Annotated in this window: 24 protein-coding genes; 11 read left to right on the top strand and 13 right to left on the bottom strand. The window is 66.6% G+C overall.

The window, feature by feature from the left end; all coding sequences use genetic code 11:
• Positions 1-106: 106 nt before the first annotated feature.
• On the top strand, positions 107-445 hold the full coding sequence (locus CAL28_RS04995; RefSeq protein ID WP_254925991.1) for a recombinase family protein: 339 nt from the start codon (positions 107-109) through the stop codon (positions 443-445).
• 485 nt (positions 446-930) lie between these two features.
• Here CAL28_RS04995 and CAL28_RS04990 read toward each other — a convergent pair whose 3' ends face one another.
• The 4 genes from CAL28_RS04990 to CAL28_RS04975 all read right to left on the bottom strand — a co-directional run bounded on the left by CAL28_RS04990 (position 931) and on the right by CAL28_RS04975 (position 4781).
• Entirely contained in the window at positions 931-1233 is a 303-nt protein-coding gene (locus CAL28_RS04990) for a YciI family protein (protein ID WP_094840251.1), read from the bottom strand.
• 134 nt (positions 1234-1367) lie between these two features.
• A complete protein-coding gene (locus CAL28_RS04985) occupies positions 1368-2648 on the bottom strand; it encodes a RidA family protein (protein ID WP_094840250.1) in 1281 nt (426 codons plus the stop codon).
• 12 nt (positions 2649-2660) lie between these two features.
• A complete protein-coding gene (locus tag CAL28_RS04980) occupies positions 2661-3686 on the bottom strand; it encodes a Bug family tripartite tricarboxylate transporter substrate binding protein (protein WP_141218141.1) in 1026 nt (341 codons plus the stop codon).
• A gap of 171 nt (positions 3687-3857) precedes the next feature.
• Complete coding sequence (locus CAL28_RS04975; RefSeq protein WP_176463877.1) at positions 3858-4781, bottom strand: LysR substrate-binding domain-containing protein; 924 nt, start codon at positions 4779-4781, stop codon at positions 3858-3860.
• A gap of 387 nt (positions 4782-5168) precedes the next feature.
• On the opposite strand from CAL28_RS04975, the gene bioB reads away from it, so the two are divergent.
• The 4 genes from bioB (at position 5169) to bioD (ending at position 9627) form a co-directional block, all read left to right on the top strand.
• Positions 5169-6185: a biotin synthase BioB gene (bioB, locus tag CAL28_RS04970; protein WP_094840247.1), complete on the top strand. Its 1017-nt coding sequence runs from the start codon at positions 5169-5171 to the stop codon at positions 6183-6185.
• The gene (gene bioA / locus CAL28_RS04965; protein WP_094840246.1) at positions 6173-7543 is read left to right on the top strand and encodes an adenosylmethionine--8-amino-7-oxononanoate transaminase; all 1371 of its coding nucleotides are present in this window, start codon (positions 6173-6175) and stop codon (positions 7541-7543) included. The genes bioB and bioA overlap by 13 nt, the downstream gene beginning before the upstream one ends.
• Entirely contained in the window at positions 7543-8808 is a 1266-nt protein-coding gene (bioF, locus tag CAL28_RS04960) for an 8-amino-7-oxononanoate synthase (RefSeq protein WP_094840647.1), read from the top strand. The genes bioA and bioF overlap by 1 nt, the downstream gene beginning before the upstream one ends.
• Before the next feature lie 63 nt (positions 8809-8871).
• The gene (bioD, locus tag CAL28_RS04955) at positions 8872-9627 is read left to right on the top strand and encodes a dethiobiotin synthase (protein WP_094840245.1); all 756 of its coding nucleotides are present in this window, start codon (positions 8872-8874) and stop codon (positions 9625-9627) included.
• A gap of 26 nt (positions 9628-9653) precedes the next feature.
• Here bioD and CAL28_RS04950 read toward each other — a convergent pair whose 3' ends face one another.
• Both CAL28_RS04950 and CAL28_RS04945 read right to left on the bottom strand, forming a co-directional pair.
• Positions 9654-10181 (bottom strand): thioredoxin family protein, encoded by a 528-nt coding sequence (locus CAL28_RS04950; RefSeq protein ID WP_094840244.1) that lies wholly within the window; start codon positions 10179-10181, stop codon positions 9654-9656.
• Positions 10182-10276: 95 nt separating this feature from the next.
• Positions 10277-10963, bottom strand: a complete 687-nt coding sequence (locus tag CAL28_RS04945) for a cytochrome c biogenesis CcdA family protein (RefSeq protein ID WP_094840243.1) — start codon at positions 10961-10963, stop codon at positions 10277-10279.
• Positions 10964-11216: 253 nt separating this feature from the next.
• Between CAL28_RS04945 and CAL28_RS04940 the strand changes: the two genes are divergently transcribed.
• From CAL28_RS04940 to CAL28_RS04930, 3 genes are all read left to right on the top strand, one after another.
• Positions 11217-11477: a hypothetical protein gene (locus CAL28_RS04940; RefSeq protein WP_094840242.1), complete on the top strand. Its 261-nt coding sequence runs from the start codon at positions 11217-11219 to the stop codon at positions 11475-11477.
• A gap of 63 nt (positions 11478-11540) precedes the next feature.
• Positions 11541-12281: a response regulator gene (locus tag CAL28_RS04935; protein WP_094840241.1), complete on the top strand. Its 741-nt coding sequence runs from the start codon at positions 11541-11543 to the stop codon at positions 12279-12281.
• Positions 12278-13624 (top strand): sensor histidine kinase, encoded by a 1347-nt coding sequence (locus CAL28_RS04930; protein ID WP_440588350.1) that lies wholly within the window; start codon positions 12278-12280, stop codon positions 13622-13624. Before CAL28_RS04935 ends, CAL28_RS04930 begins: the two co-directional genes overlap by 4 nt.
• Positions 13625-14817: 1193 nt before the next feature.
• Here the strand turns inward: CAL28_RS04930 and CAL28_RS04925 are convergent.
• The 7 genes from CAL28_RS04925 to CAL28_RS04895 form a co-directional block, all read right to left on the bottom strand.
• A complete protein-coding gene (locus CAL28_RS04925) occupies positions 14818-16320 on the bottom strand; it encodes a M81 family metallopeptidase (protein WP_094840240.1) in 1503 nt (500 codons plus the stop codon).
• A complete protein-coding gene (locus tag CAL28_RS04920; protein ID WP_094840239.1) occupies positions 16317-17579 on the bottom strand; it encodes a Zn-dependent hydrolase in 1263 nt (420 codons plus the stop codon). The genes CAL28_RS04925 and CAL28_RS04920 overlap by 4 nt, the downstream gene beginning before the upstream one ends.
• 40 nt (positions 17580-17619) lie before the next feature.
• Positions 17620-18318: an ABC transporter ATP-binding protein gene (locus CAL28_RS30155; protein WP_094840238.1), complete on the bottom strand. Its 699-nt coding sequence runs from the start codon at positions 18316-18318 to the stop codon at positions 17620-17622.
• Entirely contained in the window at positions 18315-19082 is a 768-nt protein-coding gene (locus CAL28_RS04910) for an ABC transporter ATP-binding protein (RefSeq protein ID WP_094840237.1), read from the bottom strand. The genes CAL28_RS30155 and CAL28_RS04910 overlap by 4 nt, the downstream gene beginning before the upstream one ends.
• A 106-nt stretch (positions 19083-19188) precedes the next feature.
• Positions 19189-20184, bottom strand: a complete 996-nt coding sequence (locus tag CAL28_RS04905; protein ID WP_094840236.1) for a branched-chain amino acid ABC transporter permease — start codon at positions 20182-20184, stop codon at positions 19189-19191.
• Between the two features lie 142 nt (positions 20185-20326).
• Positions 20327-21184, bottom strand: a complete 858-nt coding sequence (locus CAL28_RS04900) for a branched-chain amino acid ABC transporter permease (protein WP_094840235.1) — start codon at positions 21182-21184, stop codon at positions 20327-20329.
• A gap of 109 nt (positions 21185-21293) precedes the next feature.
• On the bottom strand, positions 21294-22493 hold the full coding sequence (locus CAL28_RS04895; protein ID WP_094840645.1) for an ABC transporter substrate-binding protein: 1200 nt from the start codon (positions 22491-22493) through the stop codon (positions 21294-21296).
• A gap of 175 nt (positions 22494-22668) precedes the next feature.
• On the opposite strand from CAL28_RS04895, the gene CAL28_RS04890 reads away from it, so the two are divergent.
• The 3 genes from CAL28_RS04890 (at position 22669) to CAL28_RS04880 (ending at position 26701) form a co-directional block, all read left to right on the top strand.
• Positions 22669-23502: a FadR/GntR family transcriptional regulator gene (locus CAL28_RS04890; RefSeq protein ID WP_094840234.1), complete on the top strand. Its 834-nt coding sequence runs from the start codon at positions 22669-22671 to the stop codon at positions 23500-23502.
• A gap of 311 nt (positions 23503-23813) precedes the next feature.
• The gene (locus tag CAL28_RS04885; RefSeq protein WP_094840233.1) at positions 23814-24992 is read left to right on the top strand and encodes a hypothetical protein; all 1179 of its coding nucleotides are present in this window, start codon (positions 23814-23816) and stop codon (positions 24990-24992) included.
• 227 nt (positions 24993-25219) lie between these two features.
• The gene (locus CAL28_RS04880; RefSeq protein ID WP_094840232.1) at positions 25220-26701 is read left to right on the top strand and encodes an efflux transporter outer membrane subunit; all 1482 of its coding nucleotides are present in this window, start codon (positions 25220-25222) and stop codon (positions 26699-26701) included.
• The last annotated feature ends 13 nt before the right edge of the window (positions 26702-26714 follow it).

Genomic DNA, 26714 nt, shown 5'->3' with positions numbered 1-26714 from the left:
CCGCGTGTCCGCCGAAGGCCACCACTGACAATCAAGTCAAGGAGGTTGAGAACGCCGGCTTGGCCATAAGCCGCAGCGGGTCGTCATCGAAACCATTTCCGGCCGCGTGCTCGCCGCTGAGTGCCCAATCTTCGCCAAGCTGATGGGCAAGCTTGAGGATGGGGATACGTTGGTGGTCACGAAGCTGGACCGCCTGGGGCGCAACGCGACGGACGTTGTTGGCACTGTGGAAAGGCTGCTGCGGACTATCTCGGCCTCCGTCTGTAGCCCCCAGGCCTCCGCCTCGGCCCCGCTCTCAACGATCTTACTTCTGGGCGGAAACCCCTTCCCGCCGTACTTGGCACTTCCATTTATTCCGATGCTTGCTGATGGTCGCCACGGGATTCTCCAAACCCAATCGCCGCCTGATTGTGCTCAAAGAATGCCCAAACCACCCGCAACGTAGTTAAGTTGGTTGGAGAAGCGCGCCCTGCAAGGGCGTGCGACGACCGCAATACCGGCCTGTCACGCCAGGGGTCGCGGGTTCGAGCCCCGTCCGCTCCGCCAGAATTCCAGAACGTTGCCGACGATATGTCCAGGACAACGATCACGCTGAAAAGCCCTGAGCGATCAGGGCTTTTTGCTTTTCTGCCTGCCAACATGGACGCATCTTTGGATGCCTTAAAACTGGCAGCATAGTCCCAGGCCCACCAAACTCCCGCCGATCAGTGCGCCGGATTGTGCCCAGCCAGCCGGGGGGCGACACCCAACACCAAGTCATCGTTGCGCTCGACGTTGATTGCGCGTGTTATCTCAAACGCTTAAGCGCGCCCCGCGACGTAGCCGATGCGTGACAGCTCGGTACGCGGTGTCTCGGCCAGATCGACAACGCCCTGGGGCGGCAACGCGGCGGGCCGACGACGGGCCGGTCAATGTCGGCCCGGCCCGGCATCAGGCCGCCGGAAAGCCCACTTTCTGCGGCCACAGGTTGGCGAAGGCGTGGATCGCCGTGGAGCCGTACACGCCGTGCCGCGTGAACGGCTCGTCTTTCAACCATTCCTCCGCCGCCTGCCGGGAGGGGAAATCGATGACCAGCAGGCTGCCGATCATGGTTTGGCCGTCGTCCGCCAATAATGGGCCGGCGAAGGCCATGTGGTCCGCCTTGGTGGCCAGATACGCGCGGTGTTCGGGACGTACCCGGGTACGGATGTCGGCGACGCCGGGCTTGTCGAGCAGGTGTATGGCATACAGCACGATGAAGTCTCCAGGAATTTGCAATGCGGCCGGGAGAAGGCTGCCACGCGGCGCCCGTCCGTCCGGGATGCATCATAGGGCACTGGACGGCAATCGCGTGGCACCGGCAAGATGCCTGCAAGTGGCCTGCGCCATCAGGGCACATACCCCCACAGATCCATGATGACCGCCGCGCCGGGCAGGAATAAGCGGTCGGCCACCTGCATGGCGCTGAAAGGCAGGCCGGCGCGCCGCAAGGACGGGTCCCAGGCCATGTAGCTTCGGCGGAAGTCCTTCAGGTCGGTGTGGAAATGCAGGGCCCGGACGACGCGGCCCAGGTCGGTGCCGGCGGCGGCGAAGATGACCTGGGCCTTTTCCAGGATATCGGCCGCCTGCGCGTGGACGGGGTCGCCATAGTAAGGCGCGCCGGGTTGCGGGCGCGCGCCTGGGCAAAGGCCACCGTCCTCGACAGCCATCAGGCCGGCGACGAACAGCACGCCATCGAACACGCGGGCCGGCAGCATGTCTGGCGCGATCAGGGAAACATCGCAGTCGATATCGCGGACGCGGCCGGCCGCGGAGGCATGCGCGGCCACCAGGTTGATCTCGATCGTCGCATCGCGGGTACCGAAGGCCGGATGACGTACCGGCACGACGGTGGTGGGCGGCACGCGCCCGTCGAAGGCACGGGACCAGGATTGCCAGAAGGCGGCCAGGTCCTCGTCATGGCTGAGATAGACCTGGGCCTTGAGCACAAGGTCCAGCCGGCTGCCCGATGCCTCCAGCGCCGGCACCAGGCGCTTGCCCACCAGGTAGTCGGTTTCCAGCTTGATCCTCGTGCCGTTCCACATCTGGCCGTCCGGCACCCGGGCTTCTGCCGCGATGTTCCCGCTGCCATCGCGGGCCAGTTGGCCGGCGACGAAAATCATGTCGCCCATGCGCAGGCATGGCGCGTAGCCGGAGGTCCGCGGCACGTTCAGTTGACCGGTGCCGGCGACTTGCGCGGCGTAGCCGCTGGCGGCCGTGGCCGCCATGACCTGCACGTCCATGGACACGTCCAGGTTCAGCAAGCCATCGACGATGACCGAGGTGCTGGGCGCGACCTGCCCCGCCAAGGCCTGCTTGCGCGCGACGTGATAGGGATCGACATGGCTGGCATCGGGATAGTACTGATCCAGGCGCGCCACGCGGTCCATGCCGCTTCCCGCTTCCTGCAGGTGCAGGCGCATGGCGTCGAAGATGGCTTGCGCTTCGCGCTGTGCCTGGGGCGGCCGGCCCAGCGGGTGGTCGGCGCGCAGGACGGCGGGGTCGGCGAGGCCATTGGGAAGAACGGCGCGCAGACCGGTGCCGAAGACCCAATTGCCGGCGCGCACGAACGGCACGTGGATAATGTCGCCGTTGCCGTAGCGGCGAACGCCGTAGCGTTGGAACGTCATGCTGTCTCCATATCAATCTATTTTCAGGCCGGCATCCTTGATCGCCTGCGCGGCGCGCTGCTTTTCCTGCTGGAAAAATGCCTGGAATTCGGCGGGCGTATCCGTGACGATTTCGACCGACGCATTATCCATGTAGGTCTTGACCGCATCCGACGCCATCGCTTTCTTCAGCTCGCGATTCAGGCGCTCGATAATGGCCGGCGACGTTCCCTTCGGCGCCACCAGCCCGGACCACACATAGGCCGAAAACCCCGGGAAACCCGATTCCGCCAGGGTGGGCACATCCGGCAGCAAGGGCGAACGCCGGTCGCCTGTGACCGCCAACGGAATCAGGCGCTTTTCGCGGATGTGCGGCATCATCGCGGCCAGGCCCGGCATGGCGACGGGGACCTGGCCGGCCACCACGTCGGTCACGGCCTGCGCGCTGCCGCGATAGGGAATGTGCATCATCTGCAGCCCCGCCGCCGACAGGAACATGGCGGTGAACAGATGCTGGGCGCTGCCGTTGCCGGACGACGCATAGTCGATCTTGCCGGGGCGCGCCTTCACGTATTCGATAAATTCGGCGACGCTGCGCACGGGCATCTTGGGGTTTACCACCAGTACGCTCGGCTCGCGGCCGAACAGCGATATGGGGGCGAAGTCGGCGACCGGATCGAAGTTCAAGCGGCTGTACAGGGTTGCGCTGATCGCCTGCGGATTGGAGGCCAGCAATAGCGTATAGCCGTCCGGCGCGGCGCGCGCGACATATTCGGCGCCGATCATCGCGCCCTGGCCGGGTTTGTTTTCGATCACGATGGCCTGGCCCATCTGCTGCGCCATCTGCTGGGCGATGACGCGCATGGGCGCGTCGGACGAACCGCCCGCCGAATACGGCACGATGATGTGGATGGCGCGCGCCGGATAGTCGTCGGCGGCCCGGGCCGCGGGTATGGCGCAAGCGCCGGCCAGGGCTAGCACCGCCGCGGCGAACGAGGCAAGCCGCACCGGCAATGGCGCGGGGCGGGACGGCGTGCGGCGGGACAACAAAGCTTCCATGACGGGCTCCAGCAGAAGGACGGCGATGTGCGCATGTTGCGGCCCCACGGCGCCAAGAACAATGAGACCCGGGAAACTCACTATTCAACGGATTTATCTAATCCGGGCGCGGGACCCGGGCATCCCCATCGTGGATGAGGACACGGCCTGGCGCTATGCCCTTCGCTACCGTCAGAGGCGGACGAAGGGCAGATCGTGCTCCCAATAAGGCCCCTGCGCGAAAGCGGCCTCGAGGAAACGCACGAAGGTTTGCACGCAGTTGGCCATGGTCGGATTGGGCAGATAGGACGCATACATGACGCCCTCGGGCAGCACGTAGCCGGGCAGCAGCCGGACCAGCCGGCCGGCGCGGATCTCGTCGGCGGCCGCCATGGTGGTGATGGCCGCCACGCCCAGGCCGGCCAGCGTGGCCTGGAGGACGCCGTCGGCGTTATTGGCCTTGAAATTGCCTTTGACGCGCACGGTTTCTTCGCCCTTGGGATGCCGAAAGGTCCACTCCCCCTGGGCGTTGGAGCAATACAGGATGCAGTTGTGACGCGCAAGATCGGGCGGCACGAGAGGGGCGGGATTGCGCTCCAGATACGATGGCGCGGCGCACAGCACGAAGCGCCATGGGACCAGCGGCCGCGCGACCAGGGACAGCAGGCGGGGCTGCTGCGCGGTGCGGATGACCACGTCTTCGCCACCGGTGATCAGGTCCGCGAACTTGTCGGTCAGGTGGAGTTCGACCGTGATGTCCGGATACCGCGCCAGGAAGCGCGTGATGACGGGAACCAGATGCAGGCGTCCGAACGCGATGGCTGCGCTTACCTTGACATGCCCGCCCGGGGCGCACCGGAATTGCTCCAGTTCGCGCACGGCATGCTGCGCGTCGGACATCAGGCGCTTGCAACGCTCGAAGAACAGATTGCCCGCCGCGGTCAGGCCGATCTTGCGCGTACTGCGGTGCATGAGCTTCACACCCAAGGCGTGCTCCAGGTCGGCGACGTGCTTGGTGGCGAGCGGGCGCGATATGCCCAGGCGCTCCGCGCCCGACGAAAAGCTGCCCGCCTCCGCGATCGTCACGAAGGTGGTGAATTCATTCAGGTTCAACATCCCGGCCATCCGTTGCGATATCCATGCACAAACTGAAAGCAATATGCGCGCCAGTTTTGCGCTTACCTACCGGTGCGCCGGATGCACCGCCGCGGGGCAGGGCCAACCGCTGATTTCCGCAGCCGCGCCGGATTCAGCGCGGCGGCGCCAGGAAGCGACGCGCCCGCGGCCTGCGGCCTGCGTACATTGAAACGTTTTGAAACCAGAAATCGGCCTACCCGCGCCATCCGGCGTAGGCGGCAGGATAAATATCGCTCGTCGCTAACTTCCGGCAACTTCGCGAGGTTGTTAGCAACGTGCGGTTTATTTCATCGAATTCTGGCCATTGCATGGTGAGGGACGCGTTCCTACGATCCGGCCGTTTTCAACCCGCCCGCCGGAGACCCCATGCCGCAGACTCAGACCCTTCCCTCACCCGTCGCCCCGGGCGAAGCGCCACGCGAGGGGGTGTCGCCGGCGGCGTGGACCGTCGACGCCATCGCGGCCCTGTACGCGCTGCCCTTCCCCACCCTGATGCGGCGCGCACAGGCGACGCATGCCGCGCACTTCGACGAGACGGAAATCCAGCTATCCAGCCTGCTGTCGATCAAGACCGGCGGCTGTCCGGAGGATTGCGGCTACTGCTCGCAGTCCTCGCGCCATGACAGTGGCCTGGCGGCCCAGCCCTTGATGCCCCTGGAAGAGGTGCTTGCCGCGGCCCGCGCCGCGCAGGCCGCCGGGGCGCGCCGCTTCTGCATGGGGGCCGCATGGCGCTCGCCCAAGCCCAGGCAGGTGGCGGCGGTGGCGCGGATGGTTACCGAGGTCAAGGCTTTGGGCCTGGAAACGTGCGTGACGCTGGGCATGCTGGACGACGCGCATGCGCGCCAGCTGGCCGATGCCGGGCTCGACTACTACAACCACAACCTGGACACATCGCCGGAGTTCTACGGCAAGGTCATCACGACCCGCACCTACCAGGACCGGCTCGATACGCTGCGACGCGTGCGCGAGGCCGGTATCAAGGTGTGCTGCGGCGGTATCGTCGGCATGGGCGAAGACCGCCGCGCCCGCGCGGGGCTGATCGCGCAACTGGCCAATCTGGATCCCTATCCGGAGTCGGTGCCGATCAATAACCTGATGCAGGTGGCGGGCACGCCGCTCTACGGCACCGCACCGCTGGATCCGTTCGAATTCGTGCGCACCGTCGCGGTAGCGCGCATCGTCATGCCGCGCGCGATGGTCCGGCTATCGGCGGGGCGCGAGCATATGGACGACGCGACGCAGGCCCTGTGCTTCCTGGCCGGCGCCAACTCGATCTTCTACGGCGAAGTATTGCTGACGACGGCGAATCCGCGCGCGGACGCGGACCGCAAACTGCTGGCGCGGCTGGGCATGCGTACCGGAGACGCCGTATGCGCGGCGTGAACAACCCCGCAAAGGCCGCCGCCGGACCGGTACGCGACGCGGTGGCGCGCAGCCTGCGCGCCGTCTGGCATCCCTGCACGCAGATGAAGCACCACGAGCGCATCCCCCTGCTACCGATCGCGCGGGCCCAGGGCGCGTGGTTGTACGACACCGACGGCCGCCGCTATCTGGATGGCATCAGTTCATGGTGGGTGAACCTTTTCGGCCACGCGCATCCGGCCATCAATGGCGCGCTGATCGATCAACTGGGCAAGCTGGAGCACGCCATGCTGGCCGGCTGCACGCACGAGCCGGCGGTGGAACTGGCCGAACGGCTATCGGCGCGCACGGCGGGCGAGCTGGGACACGCATTCTTCGCGTCCGACGGGGCGTCGGCGGTGGAGATCTCCTTGAAGATGAGTTTCCATTTCTGGCGCAATTCCGGCCGGCCCGCCAAGCGCGAGTTCGTCTGCGTGGAACAGGGCTATCACGGCGAAACCCTGGGCGCGCTGGGCGTGACCGACGTCGCATTGTTTCGGGACGCATACGGGCCTTTGCTGCGCCAGGCGCACCGGGTGGCCTCGCCGGACGCGCGCATGGCCCTGCCCGGCACGGGCGCGGCCGCGCGCGCCCTGGAAGACGTCGCCGCGCTGTTCGAGGCGCGCGGCGCATCCATCGCCGCCATCATCGTCGAGCCGCTGGTGCAGTGCGCGGCGGGCATGGCGATGCACGACGCCACTTACCTGCGCGGCTTGCGCGCATTGTGCGATCGGCACGACGTGCATTTGATCGCCGACGAAATCGCGGTGGGCTTCGGCCGCACCGGCACCTTCTTCGCGCACGAACAGGCCGGAATACGGCCCGACCTGCTGTGCCTGTCCAAAGGGATCAGCGGCGGCTACCTGCCGCTGTCGGTGGTGTTGTCGCGCGACGCCATCCATGACGCCTTCTATGACGACGATCTGGCGCGCGGCTTCCTGCATTCCCACTCCTACACCGGGAATCCGCTGGCCTGCCGCGCCGCGCTCGCCACGCTGGACCTGTTCGACACGCGCGATGTGCTGCGCGCCAACCAGGCCCGCTTCGATGCCCTGGCGACCGCTTTGGACGGGCTTTCCACGCATCCGCGCGTGCGGCACCTGCGGCGATGCGGCACCATCCTGGCCTTCGATGTCGTTGTCGATGGCCAGGAGCGGCACGACTTCGCGCGGCGCTACGCCGCCCATGCATTGGCGGCCGGCGTGCTGCTGCGCCCCATCGGCCGCACGGTCTACCTGATGCCGCCCTACATACTGGACGACGACGAGATCGCCCTGCTGGCAGCGGCCGCCATCGAAGCGCTGGAGCGAACACTGAACGATCAGGGAGGGCACCCATGATCGATCCCTTCGAGGTACTGCAGGCCGGCCTGGCGGAACGCGCATCCCAGGCCCTGACCCGCCGGCGCCGCATCGCGGATAGCCCCTGCGCGCCGCGCATCCGCATCGACGGCCGGGACGTGGTGGCTTTCGCCAGCAACGATTACCTGGGATTGGCGAATCACCCCGCGCTGATCGACGCGATCGCGCAGGGCGCGCGCCGCTACGGCGCGGGCAGCGGGGGATCGCATCTGCTGGGCGGCCATTCCCGCGCGCACGTGCTGCTGGAGGATGTCCTGGCCGAGTATGCGGGCGGTTTCGCGCGCGACCCGCGCGCGCTGTCGTTCTCTACCGGCTATATGGCCAACCTGGCCATCCTGACCGCGCTGGGCGAACGCGGCGCGACCCTGTATTCGGACGCGTTGAACCACGCCTCGTTGATCGACGGCGCGCGCCTGTCGCGTGCACGGGTGCGCGTCTACCCGCACGCGGACGCCGCGGCCCTGTCCGCGATGCTGGAAGAAGATCGCGGCGGCGGCGTGAAGATCATCGTGACCGATGCCGTGTTCAGCATGGACGGCGACATCGCGCCGCTGGCCGAACTGGCCGCATTGGCGAAACGGCACCAGGCATGGCTGGTGGTGGACGATGCGCACGGCTTCGGCGTCCAGGGCGACGACGGCGCCGGCACCGTCGCGGCGCTGGGATTGCGATCGCCGCTGCTGGTCTATATGGGCACGCTGGGCAAGGCCGCGGGCGTGGCGGGCGCCTTCGTCGTCGCGGAATCCACCGTGATCGAATGGCTGATACAGCGGGCGCGAACCTACATCTTTACCACCGCCGCCGCCCCCGCCCTGGCCCATGCCGCGGCCGCCAGCGTGGGGCTGATGCGCGGGCCGGAAGGACGGGCGCGCCGGGCGCGCCTGCGCGAACGCATCGACACCGTGCGGACCATGATCGGACGCATCGCCACCGACCATCCCGAGCCGTCCTCGACCGCGCCGTCCGCCGCCGCGCTGCCGCTCGCATCGCTGTCCGGCACGGCCATCCAGCCCATCGTTGTGGGCGAAAACGAAACCGCGCTGTCCGTGGCCGACGCCCTGCTCGACCACGGTTTCTGGATCCCGGCGGTCAGGCCGCCGACCGTGCCGGCGGGCACCGCGCGGCTGCGGCTCTCGTTATCGGCGGCCCACGAAGCCGGCGACCTCGAGCGCCTGGCGCATGCCATGGCGTCCGTTTTCCACGCGGCGAGCTACCCGCGCGACATTCGTCCTGCGTCACGATGAAACGCATGCGATGACGCCCGTTAACGCGACCAGTCACCCTCACGACTTCTTTTCCACGCCACGATGAGACCCCGCCACGCCTGCGCGCCGGACACCCCAGCGCGTCGCCACTCGTACTTCATTGCCGGGACCGACACCGAGATCGGCAAGACGCTGGCCAGTTGCGGCTTGCTGCGCGCCTTCGCCGCGCACGGCCTGTCCACGGCCGCCATGAAGCCCATCGCGGCCGGTGCTGCCCAGGATGCCGGGGGCGTCTGGCGCAACGAGGACGCCGAGGCCTTGGCTGCTTGCGCAACCGTGCCGGTGCCGCGCGCGCTATCCACGCCGTTCCTGCTGCGCGAGCCCGCGGCGCCGCACCTGGTCGCCGCGCGCGAAGGCGTCACATTGGATATCGCCCACATCGTCCGTTGCCACCGCGACATCGCCGCGCGAGCCGACATCACCGTCGTCGAGGGCGTGGGCGGCTTCCGCGTGCCGCTGGACGATGACCTGGATACCGGCCACCTTGCCCAGGCCCTGGACCTGCCCGTCATCCTGGTGGTCGGCATGCGCCTGGGCTGCCTGAGCCATGCCCTGCTGACCGCGGAAGCGATCGCGGCATGCGGCCTGCGCATCGCGGGATGGATCGCCAACACCATCGACCCCGGCATGCGCCTGGCGGCGGAAAACGCCGCCACGCTGCGCGAGCGTCTTGCTCGGCGCCACGGTGCCGCGCTGCTGGGCGAGATACCGCGCCTGCGGGACGCGACGGGCGAACACGCGGCCGGATGGCTGGACGTCCGCGCGCTGGTCTCCGCTTGGGGACGCCTACCGCCATAACGCCGCCCGTCCGCGCGGCGCGTACATCAACCCGCTTCAGCCAGGGCTTGCTGGATCATGGCTTCCGTCTCTTTATAGCGGCCTTCACCGAAATGCGTGTAGACGATCCTGCCCTGCTTGTCGATCAGGTAGAACGCGGGCCAGTAGCGATTGCGATAGGCATCCCAGGTGGCGTACTGGTTGTCCTGGGCCACCGGATACGCAATGCCGAAGCGCTTGATGGCATCCTCGACATTCCGCGTGGAGCGTTCGAAGGGAAACTCGGGCGTATGGACGCCGACCACCACCAGGCCCGAGTCCTTGTACTTCTCGTGCCATGCTTTCACGTAGGGCAGGGTGTGGATGCAATTGATGCAGGTATAGGTCCAGAAATCGACCAGCACGACCTTGCCCCGCAACGAGGCAAGGTCCAGCGGCGGGCTGTTCAGCCACTTTTCGATGCCGGTGAATCCGGGCGCCTGGACCGGCGGCGCGGCTTGCGCCATGGACGGCAAGGGCAGCGCGCAAAGCGCGACGACGGCGGCAGCGGCGAGTTTTTTCAATGTGGCCAGCATGTTGTCTCCTTCAAGACGGAAAGAAAAACCGGTACCCCGCGGCGCAGCGCATGGATCTTCGGAGAATCTTGAAAATCCCGGCTCCGCGCGAGGCGTCATTGGAACAAGCCCGTGATCCAGGCATAGGCCAGGACGTCGTATTGGAAATGGATGGCCACCGCCGTCAGGATGAGCAGGACGCCGAAGGCGCGCTGCAAGCCGGTGGTATGGCGGGCGATGCGGCCTACGCGTCCCACGACGAACTTGCCGCCGTAGGCGATCGCCAGCATGGGAATCCCCGCGCCCACGGCGTAGAGCAGCAGCAGGACACTCGAATGCCCGATATCCTGGGCGCGCGCGGCCAACACCAGGATGGATGCCAGCACCGGACCGGCGCAGGGCGTCCACACCGCCCCCAGCGACACGCCCAGCAGAAAGCCGCCGGCGTTACCTCTGCCCGTACCGCCCAACGCGGCCACCCGCTGCAACGGGCCGTTGATCCGCGCCATCAGCCAGTCATAAGGGCGCGGCCAGAGGCGGGCCAGCCCGAACAGCGCCAGCAGCACGGTCGACGCCGAACGCACCGCCTCCTGCACGTGGCCGGAAGACTGCGACAGCAGCCCCAGCAGGATACCCAGCGAGGCGAATGCCAGGACGAAGCCCGACACGATGAACAGCGGGCGCAGCCGGCCCGAACGCTCCACCGAAGTGCCCAGCACCACCGGCAACAGCGGCAGTACGCAAGGCGATGCGATGGTCAGCACGCCGGCCAGCAGCGCGATGGGCGGATCGATCAGGTCCATGTCGGGTCTCCGGTTCCAGAGCCCGCATTGAACCGCGCCAAAGTATCGCCGCGGTGCCGGCAACCGGGGATTTTCTTGGGCTTTTGTATCCCCTGCCGGGGCGTATACAGTACGACACAAACGGCGCGTCCGCGGACGGTATAAAGCGGGCATCGACGCTGCCGGAGCGACCAGATCGCGTACCGGACACAGCGGAACGCCCGTGCCGCTCCCGACCGGAACCGGCACGGCCCCCTCGCCAAGGAGCATCGCGATGACCGCCCACCGCCATACCGGCGCCCTGCCTTGCCGCGCCCCCCTCGAACGCGGCATCCATAGCCGTCCCGCGGCAGCCATGAAGCGCTGGGTATCCGCCCTGCTGCTGATGCTGGGCGGCCTGGGCGCCGAGGCGCTGCGGCCCGGCCCCTGCCCACTGATCGTCGATAACGGCATGCCGCAGCTTCGCGATCGCCGGGAGCGACGCGACGATAAGGATCGCCTGGACGGCCCCGAACGCCGGCGGCGCGGATTTTAAATACACTCTTCCGGACGGCGGCCCGCGTCCGCTTCCACCAGGCCAACGATAAAGGCACCGCAGATGGACCATGTCGATCACATCATGATCGTCGACGACGATCGCGAAATCCGCGAACTGGCCGGCAACTTCCTGAAGAAGAACGGCCTGAACGTCACTTTCGCGGCCGACGGGCGGCAGATGCGCACGCTGCTGGAAAGCAGCACCGTGGACCTGATCGTGCTGGACATCATGATGCCCGGCGACGACGGCCTGGTCCTGTGCCGCGAACTGCGCAGCGGCAAGCACAAGCGCATCCCCATCGTGCTGCTGACCGCGCGCAGCGACGATATGGACCGCGTCCTGGGCCTGGAAATGGGTGCCGACGACTATCTGGTCAAACCCTTCGTCGCGCGCGAGCTGCTGGCGCGCATCAAGGCCGTGCTGCGCCGCACGCGCATGCTGCCGCCCAACTTCCAGGTCACGGAGGCGGGCCGGCAGATCCGCTTCGGCGACTGGCGGCTGGACACCACGGCGCGCCATCTGCTGGACAGCAGCGGCACGGTGGTCTCCCTCAGTGGCGCCGAATACCGGATGCTGCGCGTATTCCTGGACCATCCGCAACGGGTGCTGACGCGCGACCAGCTGCTGAACCTTACCCAGGGGCGCGATGCCGACGTCTTCGGCCGCTCCATCGACCTGCTGATCAGCCGCCTGCGCCAGCGCCTGCGCGAGGACGCGCGCGAGCCGATGTACATCAAGACCGTCCGCAGCGAAGGCTATGTCTTCGCCGCCACGGTCGAAGTCACCGAAGAGAACGCATGAACGGGACCGCCGCGATGTCCGCTCCCAGCGCCACGCAACGCTTTGCCCTATGGCCGCGTACCCTGGTGGTGCGGCTGTTCGTGATTTTCCTGGTGGGCCTGGCCGTGGCCCAGGCCCTGTCGATGGCCCTGCTATTCTACGAACGCTACGAAGCCGGCAAGTCTATGATGCTGGGTGCCCTGGGCAGCGATGTCTCCATCGCGATGGACATCCTGGATCGCCTGCCACCGGACGAACGGCCCGCCTGGCTGTCGCGACTGAGCACGGCCAAGCGGGTCTACCTGCTGCGCGAGGGCGTGGCCGACCAGCCCGTGACGAACTCCGCCGGACAATCCGCGGCGGACCGGATCCGCGACGCCCTGCCCGGCCGCGACGTTGCCGTGCGCGCGATGGCCGGCGATCCCAAGCATATCCAGGCCATGATGCACCTGCGCGACGGCAGCCCGGTCACCCTGGACATCCATCTGTCGCTGATGCCGCTGGCGATGTGGCTGCCGCTGGTACTGGTCGTGCAATTGCTGTTGCTGGTCGGATGCGTGTGGTATGCCGTACGCCTGGCCGTGCGGCCGCTGACGCGCCTGGCGCATGCCGCCGATACCCTGGACCCGAACAAGACCGGCCCGCGGCTGGACGAGCAAGGGCCCATGGAAGTCGCGCACGCGGCGACCGCCTTCAATGCCATGCAGGACCGCATCGCCGCGCACCTGGCGGAACGCATGCGCATACTCGGCGCCATTTCGCACGATCTGCAGACGCCCATCACGCGCATGAAGCTGCGTTCGGAGCTGATGGACGAGTCCCCGGACAAAACCAAGCTGGCGCAGGACCTGGACGAGGTGGAGCGTCTCGTGCGCGAAGGACTGGCGTACGCGCGCACGGCGCACGGGGCGCTGGAGAAGCCGGCGCGCCTGGATATCTGCGCCTTCCTGGACAGCCTGACCTGCGATTACCAGGACACGGGCAAGGATGTCAGCCTGACCGGTTCCAGCGGCGGCCCGATGCTGACGCGTCCGCACGCGCTGCGGCGCCTGCTGGGGAACCTGATCGACAACGCCCTGAAATACGGAGGCGGCGCGGCCGAGGTCCACGTGGAACCGCGCGACGACGGCAGCCTGACGGTGTCGGTGCTGGACCGGGGTCCGGGGATTCCGGACGATAGGCTGGAAGACGTGCTGCAGCCGTTCTATCGCCTGGAGGGTTCGCGCAACAGGGATACCGGCGGAACCGGGCTGGGGCTGGCCATCGCCAGCCAACTGGCCGCGGTGACGGGCGGGACGCTGACATTGCGCAACCGCGAAGGCGGCGGGCTGTGCGCGGAACTGCGCCTGGCGGGGCTGGAATAAGGCCATCCCATTGCCCCGCCGCCGCCGCGATCCCATGCGCCGTTGCGTTGGTCGGTGCTGTTGTTGGGTGGTTTGCTAGTGCCGTCCGTCGGGGGTGGTGCCTGTCGGGGCCAGCCCGGAGGAGCCGGTCCGGCGCCTTCGCGCCGGACTCCCGCGTCGTCATCTTCGTCCGGCGGCCGAAGTGGCGGTGGGGTTCTTGCGGATTTTTTGCCCGGCCGTCCTCCCTTCAGATTCCCTCGCGCGGCTCCAACGGGCTGGCCCCGACAGGCACCACCCCCGCCGGACTCCGATGTGCTTTATTCACTGTCCGCTGGGGCGAATTGAGTTCTTGGGCTCCGTGGGTGGCCGATTCTGCCGTTGGAAAATTTCGCGTTGCACGTCGCATCGAGGCCGCCCAGCGCGGCCTCGATGCGCCTACGCGGTGGTTGAATGCGACGGGCTGCATGCGAATGGCGGTGGGAATGGCGGCGGTGGTGGAATGCAACGTGTCGAGGCTGCTGCAGACACAAACATCCTGACGCCGCCACAGGCTCTGGATGCCGCGGATACCCCAGAATCCTGACAGTCCCGTACGCGCTCGTAGGCCATGTCGCGTTTCGTTGACTATCTCGGCTCGTTCGCCATGTCGCGTATGTTTGACCATCGCAGCTCGTAGGCCATCTCGCATAAGGCACATGCGGATGTACGCATGCAACGGCATCCACTCCAGATGCAAGACCGTCGCACGAAAGCCCCCGCGGCATGACGCACCGTGTAGGCGATCGCTGGCCGCGCTGGGCGGCCAGCGATCGACGTGCGCCGCAAAATCTTCCACCGGCAGCAACCGCCACCGACGAAGCGCAAGAACCCAGATCGTCGCAGCACCCGTGATTAAGGCAAACCGGAGTCCGGCGGGGGTGGTGCCTGTCGGGGCCAGCCCGTTGGAGCCGCGCGAGGGAATCTGAAGGGAGGACGGCCGGGCAAAAAGCCCGCAAGAAAACCACCGTCACTTCGGCCGCCGTACGAAGATGACAACGCGGGAGTCCGGCGCGAAGGCGCCGGACCGGCTCCTCCGGGCTGGCCCCGACAGGCACCACCCCCGCCGGACGGCACTAGCAAACCACCCGCGAACAGCGCCCGTCAGCGGACCACATCAGCAAACCACACATCAACAGCACCGACCAACGCAACGGCATCAGCAAACCGCAAACCCCTCACCCCCCAGGCCGAACCCCCGCATCGAACTCCACCTCTTCCAGCGGATACAACGGCCGACTCCGTTTCACATAAGGAAAGATCGAATAATCCGAAGTCGTCACACCCGGGCTATCGCATTCCACCAGCCCGTCGGAAATCGGCACGAACACCGGCCGGCAATACATCCGCGACTTCAGCAACAGGAACCGCGCCTGCCGCGGATCCTGTCCCACGCTCTCGAACACCGCCAGATCCCAAGGCTCGTGTGTCTGCTCCGACACCACCACGCGCGCATCGCCCAGATCCAGGACCGCCGTGCGCCCCATACTGACCCGCATGCCGGTATAGGTCGGCCCGGTAATCACGTACTCGCCATCCGTGATGGCCAGCACCGTCCCGCTGGCTTGCATCGGCTGCGCATGAATGCCCAGCGACGCCAGCGAACGCTTGTTCCCCAGCGGCAAACTCACCCGCGCCCCCACGCCGGTCTCGACCATCCGGGCGACCGCCTCCGGATCGCACACCACTCCCGCCAGGATGCCCTTCATCCCGCGTCCCAGCGCCGCTTCCAGCACCGCCGTCGTATCGCAGGTGCCGCCGGAATTGCAATTGTCCCCGTGGTCGAGCAACAGAATGGGTCGCCGCGCGTCCCGCGCCATCGCGTCCGCCCGTGCCAGGGAGTTTGCCAGCGGCTCGCTGCGATATACGAAACCATCGCGTTGCGCCCAGATTCCCGCCGCGATTCTTTCCGCCGCCGCCTCGGCCAGCGCGCGGTCCTTATCAGCCACCACCACCACGCTGATGCAAGGATGGGGAATATCCGCCAGCCCGAAGCCTGCCAGCACGGATGCCGCCGCGATACCGCCTGCTTCTTCCGCCTGGGCAGCCCGCACCGCGTCGCGCATCGCGCCGGCATCGGTGGCCGAGCGCAGGGTATGTGTCATCAGCGGCGGACGCCGCCATGCCATCACCGGGTGGAATTCGCCCGCGATCATGCGCCACAGCAGCCGGCCCGCATGGTCACCGGTCTCGTACATATCCACGTGCGGGTAAGTCTTGAAGCTGACGATCACGTCCGCGTTCTCCACCATCCGCGCCGTCACATTGCCGTGCAGGTCCAGCGCCACCGCGATCGGCACGCCGGGCGCCGCCGCGCGCACGCGGGCCAGCAGGTCCCCTTCGCCGTCATCGCTATTTTGCGCGACCATGGCGCCGTGCAGGTCCAGGAAGATAGCGTCGCAGCCTGGCACGTCCGCCAGGATACGGGCGCACATCCGGTCGTAGGCGTCGGCGTGCACCGGTCCGCTGGGATAGGCCCAGGCGGAAAGCGGCGTCACCATGTCCGCGCCATGCGCCTTGGCCAGATCGATGAAGGCACCCATCGCCGTGCGGGCGCCTTCGTTCTCGCGGCGGGCGTCGTCGCCGCAGGCGGGACCGTTGCGGCCGAAGGCCGACCAAGGGGTGGGGACGGGCGAGAACGTGTTCGTCTCGTGGTTCATCCGCGCGATCAGGACTTTCATGCGGCGGTCTCCCGGGCAGCGACGCCGGCGGTCTGCAGCATGGCGCGCAGCAGCACATTGCAACCCGCTTCCAGGTGTTCCGGGCTGGCGTCCTCAATCTCGTTGTGGCTGATGCCATCCTTGCACGGCACGAAGATCATCGCGGTCGGCGCGACGCGCGCCAGGTAGACGGCATCGTGGCCGGCGCCGCTGACGATGTCCATGGAAGACAGGCCCAGTTCGCGCGCGCCATCCTCCAGCGACGCCACCAGTGCCGCATCGAAAGGCTGTGGCGGGAAGTAGACCACTTCCTGCACATCCACGGTAACCCCCGTTCGCGCCGCGCAATAGTCGCGCATGGCCGCGGTCATGGCGGTCAGGGTGGCGTCGTCGGCCGCGCGCAGGTCCACCGTCAATCGCACGCGCCCCGGGATGACATTGCGGGAATTGGGATAGGTGTCCAGGCAACCTACGGTGCCGCGGGCATGCGGCGCGTGGTCCAGCGCGATGCGGTTGACCTGCTTGACGATATCGGCGGCGGCCAGCAGCGCGTCGTGGCGCAGCTCCATGGGCGTAGGCCCCGCGTGCGCTTCCATGCCCGTGACGGTGACGTCGAACCAACGCTGTCCGAGCGCGCCGCGCACCAGCCCGATGGTCTTGCCATTGGCTTCCAGGATGGGGCCTTGCTCGATGTGCGCCTCGAAATAGGCGGCCACGGCGCGGCCGCCCACGGCATCGGCGCCGTCGTAGCCGATGGCGCGCAGGGCGTCGGCGACGGCAATACCATCGCGGTCGCGCTGTTCCAGGGCGTGCGCCAGGGTGAAGGCACCGGCGAAGACGCCGGAGCCCATCATGACCGGGACGAAGCGCGAGCCTTCCTCGTTGGTCCAGACGGCGACTTCCACGGGAGCCTCGGTGACGATGTCATGGGCATGGAGGGTACGCAGGACCTCGATGCCGGCCAGGACGCCGTAGTTGCCATCGAACTTGCCGCCGGTAGGCTGGGTATCGATATGGCTGCCCGTCATGACCGGGGGCAGGTCGTTGCGGCGACCCGCGCGGCGCATGAAGATATTGCCGATGGCGTCGATGCGCACGGTGCAGCCCAGTTCGCGGGCCCACTGCACGACCAGATCGCGGCCCTGGCGGTCCAGGTCCGTCAGTGCCAGGCGGCACACGCCGCCCTTGTCGGTGGCGCCGATGCGCGCCAGCGCCATCAGCGATTCCCACAGGCGCGCGCCATCGATGCGCGGGAAGGATGGGATTGCAGGGTCGGACATGTTCGGTTCCTCTAGAAGATGATGCGCCGTGCCGTAGCCATCAAACCCCCACGCCCAGGTAGCGGTCCTTGATCGCGTCATCGGCGGAAAAATCGGCGTTGCTGCCCTCGTACACGATAGCGCCCTGTTCGATGATGTAGTGGCGGTCGGCCAGCTGCGTGCAGACTTCCAGGTTCTGCTCCACCAAAAGGATGGGCACGCCCTGCTGCCGGATCAGCTTGAGCTGCGCGACGATTTCCTCGACGATGACGGGCGCCAGCCCTTCGACCGGCTCGTCCAGCATCAGCAGGCGGGGATGGTTCATCAGCGCGCGGCCGATCGCCAGCATCTGCTGCTCGCCGCCGGACAACTGGGCGCCGCCATTGCGCCGGCGTTCTTTCAGGCGCGGGAAAATGCGGTAGATATCGGCCAGTTGCCAGGGCGAGCGGCGCCGCGCGCCCAGCAGCAGGTTTTCCTCTACGGTCAACAGCCGGAAAATGCCGCGATGTTCGGGTACCAGGCACAGGCCCAGGCTCGCCACGCGGTGCGCCGGCAGCCCGCCGACGGGCGCGCCATCGAAGAGGATATCCCCGCGCGCCGGACGCAGCGCGCCCGCTATGGTCTTCAGCGTGGTGGATTTGCCCGCGCCGTTGCGGCCCAGCAGGGTCACCAGTTCGCCGTCGCCCACGGCCAGCGATACGCCCTGCAGAATATGGCTTTTGCCGTAATAGGCGTGCACGTCGCGCAGTTGCAGTTTCATGCGCGGCCTCCGGTGATCATATTGCCGAGGTAGGCGGCGCGCACGCGCGGGTCGTCGCGGATCGCCGCGGGCGGGCCTTCCACCAGCACCCTGCCCTGCTGCATCACGGTCACGGTATCGGAGATATCCATCACGATATTCATGTTGTGCTCGATCAGCACCACGGTATGGTCCGCGGCCAGGCCGCGGATCAGCGCCTTCATCGAATCCAGGTCGTCCACGCCCATGCCGGAAGTGGGCTCGTCCAGGAAGATGGCACGCGGACGCGCCGCCATCGCCATGCCCACTTCCAGGCGTCGCTGCTGCCCGTGCGACAGGGACGCCGCGGCGACACCGGCGCGCGGACGCAGCGCCAGGCGGTCGAGCAGGCTGTCGACCAGTTCGTTCAGGGCGGCGTCGCGGCCGGGCCGGTGCCACATGTCGAAGGCGCCGGAGGCGTGCCCGCCCTGCGCCGCAAGGCGCAGGTTCTCGCGCACGTCCAGGTTGGCAAACAGGCTGGTCACCTGGAACGAGCGCGCGATGCCGCGCCGCACGCGGACGTTGTCGGGCTCGCGCGTAACGTCGTGGCCATCGAATACGATGCGCCCGCCGCTGACGGGCACGGTACCGGTCAGGGTATGGAACAGCGTCGTCTTGCCGGCGCCGTTCGGTCCGATCACCGAGTGCACCGTACCGGGCATCACGCGCAGGTCGACGCCGCCAAGCGCGGTGAATTTTCCGTAGCGTTTGACGATGCCGGTGGCTTCCAGGATGGGGTGGCTCATGGCTGCCCTCCTGGCACCGCAAGGCGGGGGTCCGCCGCGCGCGGCGCGCAGCGCGTTCCGCCCCCGCCGATGCGGAATCGCGCAGGCCATCCCGGCAACCGCGTGTTCATAGCCGGTCCTCCTCCGCGTGGGGTGGCGGGACACCGCGCCGGGCATGCCGCAGTCGCTGCCACAGTGTCTGCCCCAGGCCCCACAGGCCCTTGTGCATGAACAGGCTGACACCGATCAGCAGCAGGCCCAGCAGCATCAGCCAGCGCGGCCACAGCGTCGACAGCCAGTCCGATACCAGGACGTAGAAAGCGGCGCCCAGCACCGAGGCGAACAGATTGCCGGTGCCGCCGATCACCGTCATGACCAGGATCATCTCGCTGGTGTGGTATTCGATGTTGGACAGCGGCGCGATGCCCGTCATCAACGCATGGAAGGCGCCTGCCAGCGCAGTCACGGCGCCCGACAGGGCGAAGACGGCCAGCTTCAGCGCACGCGTGTCGTAACCCACGGCGCGGGCGCGGCCTTCGTTTTCGCGAACGGCCAGCAGCGTGCGGCCGAACACGGAATCCGTCACCCGCTGCAGCAGCCAGAACACCACGAGGAAGCAGATGCCCACCAGCGCATAGAAGCGCCATGGCGTATCCAGCCGCATCAGCGTCAGGCCGCCCAATGCGAGGGGCGGACGCGGAATGTCCAACAGGCCGTTGTCGCCGCCGGTCCACGACGGCAGGCTGTAGGCCAGGAAGTAGAACATCTGCGCGAAGGCCAGCGTCAGCATGACGAAATACGTGCCGCGCTGGCGGATGGCGAACCAGCCCACCAGGCCGGCGACCGCGGCCCCGACGACGATGGCGGCCAGCACGGCGGCGGGCAGCGGCAGGCCGGCGCGCGTCATCAGGATGCCCACCGCGTAGCTGCCCACGCCGAAAAAGATACCCTGGCCGAAGGAAAGCAGCCCGGTGTAGCCCAGCAGCAGATTGCAGCCCAGCACCGCCAGCGCATACACCAGGACTTCCGTCGCCAGCGTGCCGGAATCCAGCAGGAGCGGCAGCAGCAGCACGGTGGCAGCCGCCAGCAGCAAGCCCGCATGACCGCGCAGTGCCCGCGTCATCCTGGCCTCCGCATGCCCGCATGCGCGCGCGGCCGTTGCACCGTCCTGGCCCGCGTGCGCAGATGTCCGCGCGTATGTCCGTACGGATGTCCGCTCAAGCGCCGCGTCATCCCGGCCCCGGCATATCCCGGTGACAGCCGCATTATCCTCTCCCCAGCAAGCCGTGCGGACGCAGCAGCAGCACGGCCGCCATCGCCACATAGATCATCAGCCGCGCGCCTTCCGGCCACAGCGTGCTCATCACGCTTTGCACGATCCCGATCAGCAGGCCGCCCGCCAGGGCGCCGGCGAAGCTGCCCATGCCGCCCACCACCACGATGACGAAGGCCACGCCCAGCGCTTCCAGGCCCATGAAGGGGTCCACGCCGCGGATCGGGGCCGCCAGGGCACCCGCCAGGGCCGCCGTGCCCGCGCCCAGGGCGAACACCAGGCCGAAGACCCGGTATACGTTGATACCGAGCAGGGAGACCATTTCCGCCGATTCGCTGCCCGCGCGCACGGCGCTGCCCAGCCGCGTGCCTTCCAGCACCCACCACAGCAATAGCGCGAAAACCGCGGTGAAGCCGATGATGAACAACCGATACTTGGGATAGATGAAGCCGCTCCACATGACCACGCCCTGCAGGATGTCGGGCGTCGCCACGTTGTCGCCCAACGGCCCCCAAACCACAATGACGGCCTCTTGCAGCACCAGGGCCAGCCCGACGGTGATCAGGATGTGGAATTCATGCGGCTGGTCGTACACCCGCCGCAGCAGCGTACGTTCGGCCAGCCAGGCCAGCAGCGCCACCAACAGGGGCACGACGGCCAGCGCCAGCCAGAAATCCAGGCCCCAGGCCACAGCCTGGTAGCAGAAGTAGGCACCCAGCAGGTAGAACGCCCCGTGCGCGAAATTGACGAAGCGCAGCAGGCCGAAAATGATGGACAGCCCCACCGCCAGCAGGAAATACAGCATCCCGATGCCGATGCCGTTGACGACTTGCAGCAGATAGACGTTCATGAATGCGAAGGCAGCCGGGATCTTTACATACTGGAAGGCACGGACGCCCGCCGCGCTGGGCCGTCCCTGCCGGGCGCACCCGCGGCGCCAGGCATCGGAGCGTCAACCATCAGAGCTTGCAGCCGGTCTGCGCCACGGGCAGGAAGGACTGGCCCGAACTGAGGATCTCCGCGTAGTCGTCCTTGTCCTTCATGGCTTTCTTGGCCTTGCCCCGCAGCAGATAGTAGTTCTTCAGCACCTGGTGATCCTGCGCGCGGATTTCCTCGTCGCCGGTCAGCCCGGTGTACTTCATGCCTTCCAGCACGGGAATGACCTTGGCGGGATCGTCGGTGCCGGCCTTGACGATGGCGTCGATCAGGATCTTGGCGCAGATATAGGAACCGGCCAGGCTGTAGTTGGGATTGGCCTTGAAGGTGTCCTGGCAGCGCTTGACCAGGTCCTTGTTGCCCGGGCTATCGATGCCATGCCAATATTGCGCGCCGAAGTACACACCTTCGCAAAGATCCGCGCCCAGCGATTCGAACTGCTCCAGGCCGGAAGCCCACGCCATCAGGATCGTGGTGTTCTGCTTCATGCCGAAGCTGACGGCCTGGCGCAACGCGTCGGAAGACTGCGAGCCGAAGTTCAGCAGCAGCAGGACATCCGGCTTGGCCGCCATGGCATTGGTCAGATAGCCGCTGAATTCCTTTTCCGCCAGCGAGTGGTAGCTGTTGCCGACGTGCTCGATACCCTTTTCCTTGAAGATATTCTTGGCCGCGTTCAAGAGACCGTCGCCGAACACATACTGCGGCGTGATGGTGTACCAGCGCTTGGCCTTGGGTAGTTTTTCGATGAGCGGGCGCACGGTCTGTTCGATCGCGCCGTAGGTGGGCACAGACCAGCGGAAGGTGGACTTATTGCAGTCCGAACCGGTGATTTCGTCCGCGCCGGCCGTGGTGATGAACACGCCGCCGTCCTTCTGCACTTCCTTGCCCATGGCCAGGGCTTCCGACGACAGGATGCCGCCGGCGAAGTAGCGCGCATGCTTCTGCTGCGCCAGTTCCTGCACCTTGCGCACCGCGGTGGCGGGCTTGCCTTCGGTATCCAGCGTCGTATAAGCCAGCGGACGGCCGAGGATCTTGCCGTACTGCTGGACGACCAGTTTCATGCCCAGGTCCGCATACTTGCCGTTGGCGGCGAACGGCCCGGACATGGGCACGGGGCATCCGAGCTGGATCTCCTGGGCCGCTTGCGCATAGGCGTTGCGCAGCGAAAGGGATCCAGGCAGGGCCGACAGGGCGGCGAGTTTCAACAGGTGGCGACGGTTCAAGGATTTCCCCTTATTTATCATGATAAATAGGATGAACTGATAATATGGGGCTGCGATATTCCGCGTCAACACGGCAGGGCACGGAACGGGGCCGTATTTTCCCTAGGGTGTGCCCGCAACACGCAGGCCGTTTCAACGGATCCGTCCAGCCGAACCAAAAGGGGAGACTCCTCGCATGCCCCGCGAATCCGCCGCCCGGGCACCCGCCGCGCCGGCCAAGTCCAAGCGCGCCGACCTGGTCGCAGAAGAAATCAAGCGGCTGATCACCGAACGCGACCTGCGGCCCGGCGACAAGCTGCCGCGCGAAAACGAATTGCAGCAGCTGTTCGCCGTCAGCAAAAGCACGATGCGGGAAGCCTTGAAATCGCTGGAGGTGCAGGGCCTGGTCACGATCAGCACCGGTCCGACCGGCGGCGGCCGCATCGTGGAGGTCACGCTGGACCGCACCTTCCAGTTGATGCAGAACTATCTGTTCTTCAAGGAAGTCACGATCGACGACATCTACACGGTGCGCAAGCTATTGGAGCCGGAACTGGCGGCGGGCGCCGTACCCCACCTGACGGAAGCCGATTTCGAAGCGCTGACCCATAGCATCGAATGCTGCGATCCGTCCTCGGGCAGGACGGCCGACGTCGTCGCGCAACGCAAGGAAGACCTGAATTTCCACGACATCCTGGCCCTGGCCAATCCCAATCCGTTCCTGCGCTTTACCTGCCAGATGATCAACGAGATGCTGCGCCAGCTGACCGTGTTCGAGAACGATACGCCGACGCGCACGCAGCGTCGGTTCGGCCAGGCCAACGTCCGCATACACCAGGATATCGTCGCCGCCGCGCGCGCCCGCGACGCCGATACGGTCCGGCGGCTGATGGCCGAACACATGATCGAGGCATCGGGCTACGTGAAGAAGCTGAACGGCAAGCTGCGCGGACGGCTTGTCCTGGACTCGGAGATGACCCGCCGCGGCACCTTGGCCCGCGGGGCGCTCCACCGGCACAACGATAAATAACGACGCCGGAAGGACGGCCGGGCGGTTCCGCCCGCACGCGATTCCTCGCGGGAAATTACGGTCGCGCGATCCCGGTGGAACCAGGCGCCGATGCGCCATTGCTCACAGGAAATTACGGTCCCGCCATCGCCGCGGACTCTACTATTTTCATTGGCGAATCACCCCGGGTTCGGTGCCGTCTTGCATGGTGCATACGGATGTCGCCATGGCAGGCGCTTGCGGCCCTATCGGTTCGGGCTTGCGCACGGTCGACGCACTCTACCGCCTTGCGTCGCGTGTCATCGACTCCTACGCATTTAAAGGAATAGATCGTGACCAACAAGACCAGGACCATCAACCTCGAACACCTCATGAATATCGCGGTGCCCGACGACCTGTACGGAAGCATCACCGGAACGCTGTTCATAGACGGCATCGATGCGTTGGATAGCCCACACTACAGGTCGGCCGCCCTGATAGGCAGCCCGGACACGACCCTGGGATTGGGCATCGTGTACTACGACGTGGCCCAGAAAACGTTCGCGGCTCAAAAAGCGCAGCAAGGTCTTGGAGGGACATGGCCATTCGGCACGAAGGTCTCCGCTGCCTGCGGCGTGGGGGGCGGATTGGCGGCCTTTGCCGGCCAGGACGAGACCATACCGTTCGTGGAGGTGTATCGCAGCCCGCTATCCTCCGGCGGTCCGCCGTCCGACAGCACCGATTGGTCGCACAGCCACACCATTACCTTCGACAATTACGTCGGCATGCCGGGGGGAGTTACCGGCAGGGTCCAGAACATGCTGGAACGGAATGGAAAGATCTACGGCTTTATCAAGTCCAAGCCTCCACAACTGCACGCATTCTTTTACGCCGACGCGTTGCAGAACTCGACTGCGACGGTGATCCCTTACCCCGGCAACGCCGCCCTGGCTTTCCTGCCCCTGGACGTGGATGAGTCCAGCACCATGACGCAACGGCGGATCGCGTTTCACGGCGACGACAAGCTGTACACGATCGATGAAAGCTACTCCAAGGTGTTATGCGCGGACTTGACCACTAACAAGGTCACTTCTTTTCTGCTCGCGAAGCCCACCACGCGCAGCCTGCTGATGCACGCCGACCCGGACCCCCGGTTCAATAAGGCCTACACCGGCTACGACCCGGACTCCGACGGATACATCATGCCGTATACCGTGGATCCTGGCGGCAACTTCACACGCGGGGAAAACACGATCGTCGGCGGCTCTGAAGTTTGCCCGTCTTTGGACCAGAACCTGGGACTGCTTTATACGATAGAGGTGTTCGCGCAAGCACCGGTCGTCGATATACGAACGGACACGCAGGTCACGCTTACCGGCGACCCGCTGCCCACCTTCCTGGATTACGCGGGCAGGCCGGGAACATGGGTGGACAGCGCCAATAGTGTGCTTTACCTCTCGGGTCTGAACGGCTCGCCCACTTCCGACAAGCTGGCCAATCGTATAGCCGTATTCAAAGCATCCGAAAAATAGGCCGGCTACGCCATTCTTCCCAGGTTTATGACGCAGCGACCGATACGGCCGTCACGGTCAACGGAGACGCCATATCCATGGGTAAAGGCGTCCCCTGCACAATAAGAAATCGCACTCCCAAAAAGGCGATTTCCGCTCGGCTCCCGAGGCGCGCCCCATGTAACTGACAGGAATGTCAGTTTTCGGACAGCCTATCGTCCCGGATCGCTTCGTACAGTACGGGCATCATGATTGCCCTTACCCCGATCGGGCGCCGTGCAGGGCGCCGCCTTTCCTTCGTTCCGGCCGCGCTGTCGGCGTTGGCGCTGCTGTCCGGCTGTGCCGTCGGGCCCGACTACGTCCGCCCGACCATGGAAATCCCCGCCGCCTACAAGGAAGCCGGCCCCTGGAAGACCGCGCAGCCCGGCCAGGTCGATCCCAACCAGAACTGGTGGGAGATCTACGGCGATAAAACCCTGGATCGCCTGATGGCCCAGGCCAACGTTGCCAACCAGACCATCGCCCAGGCCGCCGCGCAGTATCGGCAGGCCCGCGCGCTCGTCGCACAGGCGCGCGCCGCTTTCTGGCCGCAGGTGACGGCCGGCGTATCGGCCGACCGCACGCGCAGCATGACCAACAGCGGCACCAAACTGGGCAATACCTATGCCGCCACGCTCGATGCCAGCTGGGAACCCGACCTCTGGGGCGCCGTGCGCCGCTCCGTCGAAGCCAGCAACGCCACCGCGCAGTCCAGCGCCGCCCAGCTGGCCGCCGCCCGCCTGAGCGTGCAGGCCGCCCTGGCCCAGGATTATCTGCAGCTGCGCGTCACGGACGAACAGAAGGCCCTGTTCGCGCGCACCATCGCCGCCTTCGAGCGCTCGCTGAAACTTACGCAAAGCCAGTACAACGCCGGCGTCGCCCTGCGTTCCGATGTCGCGCTGGCCGAAGCGCAACTGCGCACGGCGCAGGCGTCCGCCATCGACCTGGACACGCAGCGCGATCAACTCGAACACGCCATCGCCATCCTGACCGGCCGCGCGCCCGCCGACTTCACGCTGCCGCCCGCGCCCGAAAGCTGGCAGGCCAATGTGCCGGCCATTCCCGCCGGCGTGCCGTCGCAATTGCTGGAGCGGCGGCCGGACATCGCAAGCGCGGAACGCCTTGCCGCCGCCGCCAACGCGCAGATCGGGGTGGAGCAAGCCGCCTATTATCCCGACCTGATACTGAGCGGCGGCCTTGGCTTCAGCAGCGGCACGGCCGCGCTGTCGCAGTGGTTCAACACGCCCAGCCGTATCTGGTCGCTGGGCGCCGCGCTGGCCCAGACGGTATTCGACGGGGGGCTGCGAGGGGCGCGCGTGGACGAAGCCCGCGCCGGCTTCGATGCCGCGGTCGCGCAATACAAGCAGACCGTCCTGGGCGGTTTCCAGGAAGTCGAGGACAACCTGTCGAACCTGCGCGTACTGGCCAATGAAAGCGTCGCGCAGGACCAGGCTGTGGAAGCGTCGAGGCTTTCCGAGCGCCTGGCGCTGGCGCAGTACCGCGCCGGTACCACCACATATCTGACCGTGGTCACCGCGCAGGCGCTGACCCTGTCCAATGAACGCACCGCCGTCGACCTGCTGGGCCGACGCCTGCTTTCCAGCGTCGCGCTGATCAAGGCCACGGGCGGCGGCTGGAACGCCGCGCGGCTGGATACGCCGATGGCCGACGCCGGCACCGCCGTCCACTGACGCGAAACGAATT

Origin of the sequence: Bordetella genomosp. 11, assembly GCF_002261215.1 — a bacterium.
Taxonomy (GTDB): domain Bacteria; phylum Pseudomonadota; class Gammaproteobacteria; order Burkholderiales; family Burkholderiaceae_B; genus Bordetella_C.
This window is presented reverse-complemented; position numbering and strand designations above follow the sequence as displayed.

Bases quoted from the DNA above. Each gene is read 5' to 3' on its own strand.
- CAL28_RS04985 (WP_094840250.1), bottom strand. From the start codon at position 2,648: ATGACGTTCCAACGCTACGGCGTTCGCCGCTACGGCAACGGCGACATT.
- CAL28_RS04980 (WP_141218141.1), bottom strand. From the start codon at position 3,686: ATGGAAGCTTTGTTGTCCCGCCGCACGCCGTCCCGCCCCGCGCCATTG.
- CAL28_RS04975 (WP_176463877.1), bottom strand. From the start codon at position 4,781: ATGTTGAACCTGAATGAATTCACCACCTTCGTGACGATCGCGGAGGCG.
- bioB (WP_094840247.1), top strand. From the start codon at position 5,169: ATGCCGCAGACTCAGACCCTTCCCTCACCCGTCGCCCCGGGCGAAGCG.
- bioA (WP_094840246.1), top strand. From the start codon at position 6,173: ATGCGCGGCGTGAACAACCCCGCAAAGGCCGCCGCCGGACCGGTACGC.
- bioD (WP_094840245.1), top strand. From the start codon at position 8,872: ATGAGACCCCGCCACGCCTGCGCGCCGGACACCCCAGCGCGTCGCCAC.
- CAL28_RS04950 (WP_094840244.1), bottom strand. From the start codon at position 10,181: ATGCTGGCCACATTGAAAAAACTCGCCGCTGCCGCCGTCGTCGCGCTT.
- CAL28_RS04945 (WP_094840243.1), bottom strand. From the start codon at position 10,963: ATGGACCTGATCGATCCGCCCATCGCGCTGCTGGCCGGCGTGCTGACC.
- CAL28_RS04940 (WP_094840242.1), top strand. From the start codon at position 11,217: ATGACCGCCCACCGCCATACCGGCGCCCTGCCTTGCCGCGCCCCCCTC.
- CAL28_RS04935 (WP_094840241.1), top strand. From the start codon at position 11,541: ATGGACCATGTCGATCACATCATGATCGTCGACGACGATCGCGAAATC.
- CAL28_RS04930 (WP_440588350.1), top strand. From the start codon at position 12,278: ATGAACGGGACCGCCGCGATGTCCGCTCCCAGCGCCACGCAACGCTTT.
- CAL28_RS04925 (WP_094840240.1), bottom strand. From the start codon at position 16,320: ATGAAAGTCCTGATCGCGCGGATGAACCACGAGACGAACACGTTCTCG.
- CAL28_RS04920 (WP_094840239.1), bottom strand. From the start codon at position 17,579: ATGTCCGACCCTGCAATCCCATCCTTCCCGCGCATCGATGGCGCGCGC.
- CAL28_RS30155 (WP_094840238.1), bottom strand. From the start codon at position 18,318: ATGAAACTGCAACTGCGCGACGTGCACGCCTATTACGGCAAAAGCCAT.
- CAL28_RS04910 (WP_094840237.1), bottom strand. From the start codon at position 19,082: ATGAGCCACCCCATCCTGGAAGCCACCGGCATCGTCAAACGCTACGGA.
- CAL28_RS04905 (WP_094840236.1), bottom strand. From the start codon at position 20,184: ATGACGCGGGCACTGCGCGGTCATGCGGGCTTGCTGCTGGCGGCTGCC.
- CAL28_RS04900 (WP_094840235.1), bottom strand. From the start codon at position 21,184: ATGAACGTCTATCTGCTGCAAGTCGTCAACGGCATCGGCATCGGGATG.
- CAL28_RS04890 (WP_094840234.1), top strand. From the start codon at position 22,669: ATGCCCCGCGAATCCGCCGCCCGGGCACCCGCCGCGCCGGCCAAGTCC.
- CAL28_RS04880 (WP_094840232.1), top strand. From the start codon at position 25,220: ATGATTGCCCTTACCCCGATCGGGCGCCGTGCAGGGCGCCGCCTTTCC.